We start from the raw sequence: 12668 nt of genomic DNA, 5'->3' as shown, positions 1-12668 counted from the left end.
TTTGCTGCTTACGTAATTGTCTGTAAATTGGATACTTTCTCCTGATTTGCAGACGGTTTTTTAAGCATAGGCCTTTCTTCTTTGCTGTAACTTTTCCTGCTGCTAAAATGCTGGAGCGGTTAATTTGGTCCTTTTTTCTAAAATCAATATTAAACAGGCATTTCTAACCCGTAACGCTCAACGACTGATGCAAGTTCATCTAAAACATTTTTTGAGAGCGGAATACCTTCTATTGCCAGTTTTTTTGATCTTTCGTATTCAATCTCCCCTGGCAAGTAAATTCGGTCATATCCATGTGCAAGTGGGATGTTGCGAATTTCTTCAATCATTTGATCCATCCGATCTTTAAAAGAAGCCAATTCTTCAAATAAATCGGCTCGTATCACAAGAAAAAACTGGCCAACATTCTGGCTTTTGTTTAAATCTTTATAAAGGCTTGAGATATAAGGGCCAAATGCCGCACCTGTTAGAAGTCCTGATAAGACCTCAACAAAAAAAGCAAGTCCATATCCTTTTGGTCCTCCAACAGGAAGAACAAGTCCTTTTCCTGCTTCAATCGGATCAGTGGTAGGGTATCCATCTTTGGAAATCGCCCAGCCAATAGGAATCTCCTGATTATTTTTGCGGGCTAATGTAATTTTGCCTCGTGCTACCACACTTGTTGCCATATCAAAGACAATATCAACTTCTTTTCCGGCTGGAATTCCATAAGATAGAGGATTTGTACCAAAATAGCCCTCTTTGCCTCCCCAGGGTGCCATGCTGGACGGTGCATTTGTCACAGCAAGTGCAATACAATCATTTTTCGCTGCGTACGCTGTATAATCCGCAAGCATTCCACAATGAGATGAATAATTAATGCCGACAATGGCGATTCCAGTTTTTTTGGCTTTCTCAACAGCTATTTGCATTCCTTTTGTTGCAAGAACAATACCGACACCGCTTCCACCATCTAGCAGCATACTGGATGACGTTTCTTTAACTACATTGATTTCTGTTTGCCTTTTCATGATGCCAAGATCGAGCCGTTTCGTATAAATGTCGACCCGGCTGACCCCGTGGGAATCAATGCCTCTTAAATTCGCCAGTACAAGATGGCGTGCTACAATACCAGCTTGTTCTTCGTTTAAACCAGCGGCCTGGAAGATTTCAAGCACGCACTTTTCAAGAGCTTCTTTTTGGACAGTAATCAATTTTCATTCCTCCTGTTTTTTAAAAGCGCTTTCAAAAAAGTGTTTACATACAAAATAAACGATGTTACTATGAATTCACAAAGTAATAAATATTCCGAAAATAAATTATGTTGTTATTTTTACTACTAAGTTAAGGGTAACTCTTCTTGGTTAACTCGTCAAACTATTCATCTTCAAAAGTGGATGGATAATTAAAAAATAAGTTTATAACACTTGTATTGATGTTAGTTAGTAAATCTTCCAATAGAATTAACACTCTTTTATAAAGTGGTGATTCATAAAATTAAAAATATGAAAAGGAGTGGCTCAAATTGGATAAGTTAGCATGTAACAAAAAAGGGTCAGGTAGTGTTAGATGTCCTTGCTAATTTTTGATGTTTAAATTTCAGACAGGTGGATGAGTTAACTGCCTAATCAGGAGTAGAGAAATATAGCAGTAAGGATTCTGCCTTAAACAGTAGTTACCTTCATTCTAAGGAGGTTTCCATCATAGTATTTCAATCTTAATCCAGAAGGAAAAAATCAAATTTTTTTAAAAAGCAATAACTAAAAATAAATCCACTCAGCTCTAGATTCAAAAATTATATTTTTAGGAGGATAAATTTATGAAGAAAACGCTTTTAATCCTACTATTATTAATTTCATCTATCGGAACTATGGTAGGGTGCAGCAACCAAAAAACAGCAAGTGGTACACCGGAAGAAAGTACTGGAAGTGAAAAAGATAGTGATTATCCAAATAAACCAATTAAATTGATTGTCTCGTTTGCTGCTGGTGGTGGGACGGACTTGGGCGCTCGTTTATTAGGCCCCCATTTGGAAAAAGAATTAGGTGTGCCGGTGGTCATTGAGAACAAGCCAGGCAGCGGTGGATGGATTGGCTACAAGGAGTTGCTTGATGCAGAGCCAGATGGCTATACAATCGGATATCTAAATACTCCCGGCTTAATGACAGGTTATCTAAACCCTTCTACACAAAGAAAAGAGAATTTAGATAGTTTTGATTATATTGCTAATCATGTTCTTGATGCAGGAGTAATTGCGATCCGTGCAGATGAAGATCGCTTTTCTACAATTGAAGAATTGATTGAATACGCAAAGAAAAAGAATGTAACATCTACAACAAATGGTGTCGCATCGGGAAACCATTTTGCAGCTTTGCAGCTTAACGAAACACTGGGAACCAAATTTAAACCTGTTCATTTTGATGGAACGGCCGAAGCTTTGACTGGGGTTCTTGGTGGGCATGTTGACGTCTTAGTAGCAAAAGCTGGGGAAGTTTTAGAGGCTGAAAAAGAAGGACAAATGAAAGTAATTGGCGTCATGATGGAAGAACGGGTTCCTCAATTTCCAGATGTCCCTACACTAAAGGAAACAGTAGGAGAGGTATTAAACTATTCTTCTAGAGGTATTGGAGCTCCAAAAGGACTAGATCCTGTTGTATTGGAAAAACTCCAAACTGCTGCAGACAAAGCGATGAACAATCCGGAACACATTAAAAAAATGGAGGAACTAGGATTAAATATTGAAGTGATTAAAGGAGAAGATTATAAAGCTATGTTAAAAGAAGAAGAACAATCGGCAAAGGATCTTCAGCATTTAATGGGATGGTAACAGGTGGTATAAAAACAAGTATAGAATCCTTCATAAAAAGGGTGTGTCTTCTTTGAAAAACCTTGGCGTTGTGATGAGTATTTTCTTTTTCCTTATTAGTGGAATAGTGTTTAAGCAAGCGTTATCAATGGAGTACTATAGCGAGTTTGGGCCAGGTTCAGCTTTATTGCCGCTTTGGATCAGCGGATTTATGATGATTCTCTGTGTGATCAATATCATCATGTCACTTAAAAAAAATATCATTCATTTTTCTGATGTCATGCCCAAGGGAGAGGGCTTAGTCAATGTGTTGACATGTGTTGGCTCCTTGGCATTGTTTATGCTGATCGTCCCTTATGCCGGATTTACTATCTCTTGTTTATTAATGTTGTTTATCTTGTTTTCCCGAGGATACAAATGGTATTGGGGATTGGGGCTTTCAACAATGGTTACAGGTTTACTGTTTTGGATTTTTGGCTCGATATTAAGTATTCCATTGCCTGTAAATGCATTTGGATGGTAAAGGAGAATTGCTATGGAATCATTAGGGTACTTACTAACAGGATTTGAGACAGCCGTTACGTGGCAAAATCTGCTTTATTGTTTGGTTGGCGTTACCTTCGGCATGTTAATTGGGGTATTGCCAGGGCTTGGACCTACAGCCGGTACAGCACTCCTTTTACCAATGACATTTGGAATGGAACCTGTTTCGGCGGTAATCATGCTGGCCGGCATCTACTACGGTTCAATGTATGGCGGAACAATTACATCGGTTTTAATCAATGCTCCAGGAGAAGCGGCATCACTTATTACCTGTCTGGACGGCTATCCCTTGGCCAAACAGGGAAGGGCAGGTGTGGCCTTGGGCATTTCTGCGATTGGGTCTTTTATTGGTGGTACTGTTGCCATTATCGGTCTTGTCATTGTGGGTCCTTTGGTTGCGCAGCAGGCACTTAAATTTGGGCCGCCAGAATTTTTTGCATTAGTCGTTGTAGGCTTATCATTGTTGGTAGGCTTAATGGGTAAATCGCTAGTGCGAGGATTGATGGCGGCATTCTTTGGCTTAATGCTAGCATTTGTCGGCATGGATACAATGGGAACCTTCCGTTTTACTTTCGGTGAAGCGCATTTAGAAGATGGTTTTGATTTTATTTCAATCGCGATGGGCCTATTTGGTTTATCTGAATTACTTATCAATGCAGAAGAAAATTTGAAAGCTCAAGCGCAGAAGCCACCAAAAATTCAAGGTTTAATGCCAAAGCGCGATGAGTGGGCCCCTACATTAAAGGCCGTTTCCCGGGGCAGTGGTTTAGGTTTTTTAATTGGTTTGGTCCCAGGAACTAACTCTGTAATCCCTACAATTCTTAGTTATTCCATGGAACGTAAAATCTCAAAAGATCCATCGCGTTTCGGTAAAGGTGCCCTAGAAGGAGTTGCGGGCCCGGAAACGGCAAATAATGCATATAGTGGCGCTGCATTAATTCCATTGTTCACTTTGGGGATTCCGAGTTCACCAGCAATTGCTGTTCTGCTCGGTGCTTTTATTATGCATGGTTTAACACCGGGACCAACCTTGTTTCAAAATAACCCCGAATTTGCTTGGGGGGTTATTGCCAGTATGTTTGTTGGCAACCTGATACTTCTTATTATGAACTTACCTTTGGCAAATGTATGGGCAAGGATTACAATGGTTCCTTTCAAACTTCTTTTCCCTATTATCCTTATTATTACAATACTTGGAACTTACAGCATTAGTAATAGTTTGTTTGATGTCGGAGCCATGTTAGTCTTTGGTGTCATTGGTTACTTTATGAAAAAAGCGGAATTTCCTCTGGCACCTGTTATTTTGACATTTGTCTTAGGCAAAATTCTTGAGAGTTCTTTATTAAAATCTTTAACCATTTTTAATGGGGACTTTTCACAGTTTTTCACGAGACCAATATCTGGAACTTTGCTGGTTATTGCAGTGATTATGATGGCTCTCAGCATCTATTTTGGCTTTACAAATAAAAAGATTGCGGATGATGTGGAGATGTAACGAGTAAAAATTGTGAACATGGTTGTTTTTCACAAGAGTACCCAAAGAACCTGGAAGACAAGGCAAACTACATCCTCTGTATCGGATCGATTACCTGGTAGATATAGAGGATATTTTAACTCCGTATCAAAGAATTATAAATTTAATAATAAAAGTATTAGGTATATGGTAAAAAATTAAGTGATCATTTTTTCTATACCTAACGCAGTATAAAACTTATTTACAGCAGAAAAAATCAATGTTACCATATCATTAAAGGTAGTAAAAAATATTACTTGTATTAATAAAAAAGTTATTTTTATGACAGGTATGTTTTTCCTCTCTAGAAGAAAAAGTTATATGGCTTTGGGTTTAAAAATGTTTTCATGCCAATTATTTAAATGAAGGAGTGTAGAAATGATTTACAAAGAAGACCTCTTACCACAAGAAATAATCGAGCGTGCTAAAAAACTAAATACCACACTTTTATCAGATGCACTGGGTTGCACAGGTTCAATGCATTTTACTGTTAAGCCTGTAGCACCAGGCATGAAAGTTGTTGGAACCGCTTTAACTGTAGATTTAAGAGCTGGTGATAATCTCTTTTTGCATCAAGGTATTTACTGTGGCGGGGAAGGATATGTTCTCGTAGCAGATGGTAAAGGACATACTGAAAACGCATACCTTGGAGAATTAATGGCTGGTGCTGCAAAAGCTATAGGATTAGAAGGCATTGTGATTGATGGTCTTGTTCGTGATAAAGAAATGCTCGGTAAAATTGGACTTCCTATATTTGCAAAAGGTTTTATACCGAATGGGCCATTCAAGGATGGACCGGGAGCAATCAATACCCCGATTTCATGCGCTGGAGTAGTCGTTCATCCGGGTGATTTAATTGTTGGGGATGAAGATGGTGTAATCGTTGTTCCCAAAGATAAAATTGAGGAAGCACTGCATAAAGCTGAAAACAAATTTGAATATGAAGAAAAGCGCCTGCAGACTATTGCGAATTATGAAGAGAAACGCAGACAGGGAAATGTAGACGGAATCAGCATTGCACCACCATGGCTGGAAGATAAAATAAAAGAATTTGGGTTTTAAGAGGAAAGGAGAAAAGCCATGCATTTGGGATTTATCGGTTTTGGAGAAGCAGCATTTGAATTGGCATCAGGATTAAAACAGCAAGGACTTGAAAAGATGACGGCGTATGACCCCCTTTGGAATGTACCAGCATATGAGGCATTGATACTACATCGAGCAACAACAGCAGGTGTAACACTCGTTCAAACACCGGAGGAAGTTTTAAGAGAGATAAACGCTGTTATCGTTGCCGTACCAGCAGATAAAGCCCTTGAAGTAAGCGAACAGTTAAAACCAAATCTAAAAAGCGGTATGGTATATATTGATGTATCCGCTTCTAGTCCCGATGTGAAGAAAAAAGTTGCTGCCAATATTCAAGAAAAAGGTGGAAAGTTTGTGGATGCAGCTATGATGGGTCCACTTCCGGTATATAAACACGAAGTTCCTATTCTAGCAAGTGGTGAAGGAACAGATACCTTTATGGAAAACATGCAGCCTTTCGGCATGAACATTAGCAAAGTCAGTGAGGTGCCGGGAGAAGCAACAGCCGTTAAATTAATTAGGAGTATCTATATGAAGGGTATTGCCGGCCTTTATGTTGAACTCCTGGAAGCAGCACACGAGTTCAATGTTGAGACACTGGTTATTGATTCACTCAGTGAAACAATTAATGGCCGTACATTTGAGGAGACAATGAATAGACTCGTTACCGGAACAGCTCTTCACGCCGCTAGACGCTCTGTGGAGCTGGGCGGAACCATTGCGATGCTCGATTCTGTCAATATTGATTCTTCTATGTCAAAAGCAGCAAAAGAAAAAATTGAAAAGCTCGCTTCTTTAAATTTGAAAGATAAGTTTAATGGTGAAAAACCGGAACACTGGCTTCAAGTAATTGAAGCTTTTTAAAATAATAAACGAATGGGCGAATTGAGTAGGTAGAAGCCGATCTATATTCTTTATATGAATTTAGTGAAGATATGCAGATCGTCCATTGATAAAAAAAGTTCAGGCAGACAGTCCAGATGGATGTGTCTGTCTTTTCACTCTCTTTTAATAAAGAAGGGAAATATTAAGATGAGAAAAATGAAAAGACCCGATCGTTATAAAGTTTTTGTTTGCACCGCTTTATTTATGGTTAGCATTGCAGGAAGCAGGCCGCTCATTCCATTATATGCATACGATTTAGGCGTGAGCCATGCGGAAATAGGCGTGATAGTTGCGCTGTTCTCTTTTTTACCGCTCTTTTTGTCCATTTATTTAGGAAAAATGATCGACAGAGTTGGTATCAAAGGACCTCTTATTGCAAGTATTGTTTTTGGAATCCTTTCTATGGTTATCGTGGCTTCTTTCAATAATATTACGGGGGTCTATCTATCACAAGTATTTGCCGGGTTTGCACAGTTAGTGTTTGTATTATCTATACAAGCATATTCAGGACAATTCTCAAAAAGTAAACTAAGAGAATATTATATCGCGGTGTTCAGTATCGCAGTCGCAGCCGGCAGTTTTATCGGACCACTAATTACAGGTTTTTTGTCAGATACCTTCAGTTATACCTATGCTTTTTTCAGTTTGGGTATTATTCTGATATTTATACTTCCAATATCCTTCTTCTTTACAAGCAAAAAAACGATGTCGAAGATCAATGGAAAGCCTAAAAACAATGCCTTTCTATTACTTCGCCTCCCCGACTTGCGGAAAGCAGTGCTAGTCAGTTCTATAGTTTTGCTTGCAAAAGATACATACAACGCCTTCTTCCCGTTGCTTGCTGTTGAAAATGGTCTCTCTGCTTTTATCATTGGGGTAATTGTGGCATTAAATGCAGGAGCAGGCATGTTAATCCGTGGCTTTTTGCCATGGATATCACAACATTTAAAGCGGGATGTTGTTATTACTTTATCGATCTTCTTTGCAGGCCTTTCTTATCTTTTACATCCAATTACAGATCACGTTATATCGCTTAGTATTTTATCTTTAGTGCTTGGTTTTTGTACCGGAATTGCACAGCCGCTTTCTATTTTTGCAACAATTATTGCACTGCCAAAAGAGCGGGTGGCCGAAGGGCTTGGATTACGTCTAACATTTAATAAATTAACTCAAATTATAGCACCGCTTTCTCTTGGTGCTGTTTCAGGTTTAACGGGAATGTCTGGTGTGTTTTTTTTATGCGGCGCGGTTATTATGGCTGGTTCTGTTAATTCTCAAAAAATTGCTTTGTACAAAAGAAGATGATGGTCACATCACTCTGTATAAGAATATATAGAAAAATGATGACACCTGATGTCTATTTGTTTTCTTAAAAAGAAGTTTGTCTAAACTCTGAAATAGTGCTACCATTTCTTTAAAGAAAATTGGTGGAATTTTTACTACATACTTAGGGTGATTGGGGTTATAAGATGGAAAATCCAATTATTAAATTACAAAATAAAATATCAGAGTTAACAGATACACAAAGAAGAGTAGCCGATTATATAATTAAACATCCGCTTGATGTTGCTTTTTTGACAGTGGATCAATTAGCGGGCATTGTTGGTACAAGTACAACAACGATTATGCGCTTAACCTTTAGCGTCGGTTATTCAGGCTACACAGAATTTCAAAAGGGGCTTCAGGAGATACTTCGTAATCGTGCTGCTCCGCAAACAAGACTTGAAGCTAATATAAAAGGGATGGGCGAGAATAATTTATGGGGGCGGTATGCGGAAAGCCAGATCAGCAGCATACAGGATACGATGAATATGATATCGCCTGAAGTCCTTGAAGAGACTATTGAGAAAATTGTATCTGCTGAACGTATTATCTGCACAAGTGTTAGGAGCGGTCTGCCTGTAGCCCAATACTTAACACATGGACTTAATCGTCTTTTGGGGAATACACAAATGATCGTCTCTGATGTAAGTGATTGGGTGGATACTATCGTGAATATGTCATCAAACGATCTGGTGATTGCCATAAGTTTCCCTCGATATGCAAGGAGGATTATTGACTTTACGGAAACAGCAAAGGGGAACGGGGTACAAGTTATTTCTATTACGGATAGCTACTCGTCACCTCTTATGAAGCATTCCGACTTAATTTTACCTTGTAATTCAAGCAGTATCGCTTTTCATAATTCAGCGGTATCCTCCATGTTTGTTGCCGATTATTTAATCAGTGCTATTGCTATCAATTACCCAGAAAGAACAAAAGAACGTCTCGATAAAGTAAATAAAATTTTAACAAATATGAATTACCATTCCTTACATGAATAACCCTTAATAAAAATGCAATATTACTTGGTTTTAAAACCAAGTAATATTGCATTTTTATTTTTATCAAGAGTATCTCTAAGAATGTAAAAGCTCTTCAAGCTACAGTGATTTAGAAGATTTCTTTCCTGTCCTGTTCGTCTCAAAAATAATTGTTTTTAAGACGAATTTACAAATAGCTACTCTTGATAATTTACAACAAAAAATCAAGTTTAAAGGGGGCATAACTCATAATTAAAATGGGAATTTATGTTTTATCATTATGTGTAAAACTCGAATTTATAATTTCTAAAAAATGTATCAATATAGTTTGAAGCCGATGAGTAAACAGAGGATAGCTTTTCTGAAGAAAGCTTGTGTTAAATATAGAGCGCTTAATTACTACAAAGCTATGTGCTACCTTCCACATAGCTTTTGAAGAAGGTTTTTCGCTTATTTTATAAAGAAACATGAATCAGATAACCTCAACATTAAATGGAAAATAAAGAGCTGACTTATCTAAGTCAGCTTCGGTTTTGATTGAGTATTTGAGAATGATTACTTTGGCCTTGCTCACGTTTATACACTTCTTCTAGAATTTCTGCATCAATATCCTGCATACTCTTGCCGTTCTTTTCTCCTTTTTTCGCAGCCAGTCCTTAATATCTACGGACAAAGAAACCGCCAGCAATTCCTCCTGGGATTGAATGCTGAGCGCTTCATATTCCGGAACATACCGCACACGCCCTTGTTTGGCAGAACGCTTAATGAAATCGGCTAAATCAACGGAAACACCACTTAACCGCGCGTCTTTCATATGAATGACCCATCGGTCCTTTAACCGCTCCATATACAGGTTGGCCACCGGAACCTGCTGATAAAGCAGTCCATCACTTGATAGGTAAGAGAATAGACGGCCGGCAGATTAAGCACCGCGTATCCAGGCTTGGTGCTGCGCTTGCCCATCTCAATGGAATAGTTAGGTGTTAACCTGTGTGTATAGATCCCTTCCATATAGCTGAACGTATCATCGGTTCCCGGCACGATAAAGTACCAGCCCCTAAACCTTTGCGCATAAGCCTTGCTTCCGGAATGGAAGGAGAAGAAAAGCGCTGGTACATGGCTTCTTTGGCTTTTTTATTGTAGTATTGCCGCTGGGAAAGCCGGTCTTCCCAAATTTACTTTTCGTGCAGCTCACTGAATTCTTCTAGATTGCTTTCTTTAATAAGCTGAAGTCAGTCCAGCAATTAATTCCGATCAAAGAAACCGAGCAAGAAAAGCTGATCACGCTAGACAATAAAATGGTTCAATGCTTAAAGATGTCGGCCATCGAACTTGGACCTAATGAGCAAAGCGGAATGTAGCGAGCTTTTTAAATTATTTAAATGAAATTTCATTTTTCAAGTGAAGACAAACAGTAACCTGAGACACACGAATTTATAGTTTCTATTAGCGAATAGATTCTTTCTATAATCTGCTTCTAAAAAGAAAAATTATAATAAAGAAAGCAAAAAAGCACACCTGCAGCGGAGTACCGTCTCTTGGTGAATTTCAATTATAAAATTTCTTTAGAAGTGGTGAGAAAATGAAAAAAGTAGTTGGAATTATTGGTGGAATGGGTCCTTTAGCCACAGTAGATTTAATGAATAAAATTATTCAGCGGACACCTGCAAGTAAAGATCAAGATCATATCCATGTCATTGCAGATAACTATACCCAGATACCTGATCGGACAACGGCTATACTGGGAAAAGGTGCAAATCCTGCTCCCTATATTGAGCAGTCAGCACGGCGTTTAGAAGAGGCAGGGGCAGATTTTTTAGTCATCGCCTGTAATACTGCACATTTCTTTTATAAGTCAGCTGATCATGCAGTAAGTATCCCTATTTTGCATATGCCCAAAGAGACAGCAGTTTTTTTAAAGAAGAATAATATCAATAAGGCGGGTTTGCTGGCAACAAGCGGCACCCTAAATACAAAACTGTATCAACGTAGCTGTGAAAGTTACAATATTGAAGTGTTGGAACCTGATTCAAAGATGCAGGAGGCCGTCATGCAAGGAATATATGCAATAAAAGGCGGCGATTTGGAAAAAGGGCATCAAAACCTTTTGGCAGCTGCTAAAAAGCTGCTGCAAGAAGGGGCGGAAGCGATTATAGCGGGCTGTACAGAAATCCCACTTGTCTTAACCTCGTCTTCAAACATGCCTATTATTGATCCTACAGAAATTTTAGCGGATATGGTCATTGAAACGTCACTTGGATTAGAAGAAAGAGTACAGGCATAAGGTTAGAAAATCAGTATGAAGGGTGGATAAGCTTCTGTAAAAAATTTGCTGTGATCAAGGATGTGCTATAGTAGGTAAAACAATGATTCAAGAAGGAGCAGTTAAAGATGAATATCGAAAATATTGAAGCCTTCCTTTATGTTTGCCAATTAGGCAGTTTCAATAAAGCAGCAGAGGCTCTTTATTTAACGCAGCCTTCTGTAACCGCGCGTATTCAATCCTTGGAACGGGAAATTAATATGAAGCTTTTTCATCGCAATGGAAATAAGATTTCGATCACAGAAAAGGGAGAATATTTTTTTCCGCACGCCCAAAAAATTCTTCAGGCTTATCAGGAAGCAAAATATGGATTAAACCAGGTAATCATTCCGTATGAGCTAGTAATTGGCAGTGCTTTATCGATTTCGAACAATATTCTTCCGGACATTCTTCCTGCTTTTAAGTCTGAGTTTAAAGATGTCCGTATCAAAATGGTGACAGGTCATTCTAAAGATATTTTGCACAAGGTGATTAATAAAGAAGTGGACTTCGGTATTGTGCGAACAGAAACACACCCCCAGGTAAAATCCATCAGGCTTTATCATGATCCGATTAGCCTTATTGTTCCAAAAGGCCACGATTTTTTAGAAAAAGAAAAAGTGACAGTGGAAGAAATCAGTAAACATCCATTAATCTTTTTCGATTATGGATCGATGGACTGGCTTATGATCCATCGGCTGTTTCTGAGTAATAATGTGAATCCAAATATATATTTAGAAGTGGATAATATGGAAACAGCCAAAAACCTGGTATTGGAAGGCTTAGGTATTAGTTTTTTGCCTGAACACTGTGTCAGAAAAGAATTGGCAAATGAAGAATTATTTCGCGTTGAGATGGAACCTCATGTAAAAATAAACATTAGTATCGATTGTATTTATTTAAAAGATAAACCTAAGTCCGTTTTTATGGATTTTTTGGAAACCAAACTATTTGAACAGTAATAACGATCCAAGAGAATTTTATCATTTATATAAGCATTGAAGTGGAAACAGCGAACGGGAAGCAGCAAGGTCATACCGTTCTTCTGTTTCTCTTTTTTCGGGAAAATATTTTAAAAGTCAAGCTTAATAAAGGGTCATGCTTGTGGAAGGAAGCTCTTCTTTTGTTAACTCAACCGTGTCACCTATTTTAGGAATAAACAGGGGGATAGTTTTTTGCACTTACATACTCATCTATAAACTGGAGCTTTTTTTCCTGGCGTATAAACAGTTTTTTTAAGCATAAGCCGTTCTC

Annotated in this window: 12 protein-coding genes; 9 read left to right on the top strand and 3 right to left on the bottom strand. The window is 38.3% G+C overall.

The genetic code is table 11. The features are described from left to right. Positions 1–149: 149 nt before the first annotated feature. Positions 150–1193, bottom strand: coding sequence for an Ldh family oxidoreductase (locus RRU94_RS01360; protein ID WP_315691471.1), 1044 nt, complete (start codon positions 1191–1193; stop codon positions 150–152). A gap of 605 nt (positions 1194–1798) precedes the next feature. Here RRU94_RS01360 and RRU94_RS01355 point away from each other — a divergent pair. The 7 genes from RRU94_RS01355 (at position 1799) to RRU94_RS01325 (ending at position 9133) form a co-directional block, all read left to right on the top strand. Continuing rightward, positions 1799–2806 carry a tripartite tricarboxylate transporter substrate binding protein gene (locus tag RRU94_RS01355; protein WP_315691470.1) on the top strand — a complete coding sequence of 336 codons (1008 nt, stop codon included), beginning with the start codon at positions 1799–1801 and terminating at the stop codon, positions 2804–2806. A 52-nt stretch (positions 2807–2858) separates the two neighbouring features. Further along, positions 2859–3308 (top strand): tripartite tricarboxylate transporter TctB family protein, encoded by a 450-nt coding sequence (locus RRU94_RS01350; RefSeq protein WP_315691469.1) that lies wholly within the window; start codon positions 2859–2861, stop codon positions 3306–3308. 12 nt (positions 3309–3320) lie between these two features. After that, on the top strand, positions 3321–4823 hold the full coding sequence (locus RRU94_RS01345) for a tripartite tricarboxylate transporter permease (RefSeq protein WP_315691468.1): 1503 nt from the start codon (positions 3321–3323) through the stop codon (positions 4821–4823). 396 nt (positions 4824–5219) lie between these two features. Beyond that, positions 5220–5903 carry an RraA family protein gene (locus RRU94_RS01340; RefSeq protein ID WP_315691467.1) on the top strand — a complete coding sequence of 228 codons (684 nt, stop codon included), beginning with the start codon at positions 5220–5222 and terminating at the stop codon, positions 5901–5903. An 18-nt stretch (positions 5904–5921) separates the two neighbouring features. Beyond that, on the top strand, positions 5922–6788 hold the full coding sequence (locus RRU94_RS01335; protein WP_315691466.1) for a prephenate dehydrogenase/arogenate dehydrogenase family protein: 867 nt from the start codon (positions 5922–5924) through the stop codon (positions 6786–6788). A gap of 168 nt (positions 6789–6956) precedes the next feature. Continuing rightward, a complete protein-coding gene (locus tag RRU94_RS01330; RefSeq protein ID WP_315691465.1) occupies positions 6957–8114 on the top strand; it encodes an MFS transporter in 1158 nt (385 codons plus the stop codon). Positions 8115–8278: 164 nt separating this feature from the next. Beyond that, positions 8279–9133: a MurR/RpiR family transcriptional regulator gene (locus tag RRU94_RS01325; protein WP_315691464.1), complete on the top strand. Its 855-nt coding sequence runs from the start codon at positions 8279–8281 to the stop codon at positions 9131–9133. 568 nt (positions 9134–9701) lie between these two features. Here the strand turns inward: RRU94_RS01325 and RRU94_RS01320 are convergent. Together RRU94_RS01320 and RRU94_RS01315 are read right to left on the bottom strand one after the other, a co-directional pair. Next, positions 9702–9959: a hypothetical protein gene (locus RRU94_RS01320; RefSeq protein WP_315691463.1), complete on the bottom strand. Its 258-nt coding sequence runs from the start codon at positions 9957–9959 to the stop codon at positions 9702–9704. Next, positions 9947–10153 carry a hypothetical protein gene (locus RRU94_RS01315; protein ID WP_315691462.1) on the bottom strand — a complete coding sequence of 69 codons (207 nt, stop codon included), beginning with the start codon at positions 10151–10153 and terminating at the stop codon, positions 9947–9949. The genes RRU94_RS01320 and RRU94_RS01315 overlap by 13 nt, the downstream gene beginning before the upstream one ends. A 541-nt stretch (positions 10154–10694) precedes the next feature. On the opposite strand from RRU94_RS01315, the gene RRU94_RS01310 reads away from it, so the two are divergent. Then, positions 10695–11396 carry a cysteate racemase gene (locus tag RRU94_RS01310; protein ID WP_315691461.1) on the top strand — a complete coding sequence of 234 codons (702 nt, stop codon included), beginning with the start codon at positions 10695–10697 and terminating at the stop codon, positions 11394–11396. A 107-nt stretch (positions 11397–11503) separates the two neighbouring features. After that, complete coding sequence (locus RRU94_RS01305; RefSeq protein ID WP_315691460.1) at positions 11504–12376, top strand: LysR family transcriptional regulator; 873 nt, start codon at positions 11504–11506, stop codon at positions 12374–12376. The last annotated feature ends 292 nt before the right edge of the window (positions 12377–12668 follow it).

The sequence above is a fragment of the Domibacillus sp. DTU_2020_1001157_1_SI_ALB_TIR_016 genome (assembly GCF_032341995.1).
GTDB lineage: Bacteria > Bacillota > Bacilli > Bacillales > Domibacillaceae > Domibacillus > Domibacillus indicus_A.
The sequence above is the reverse complement of the archived record's forward strand: the minus strand, read 5'-3'. Positions and strand labels throughout refer to the sequence as shown.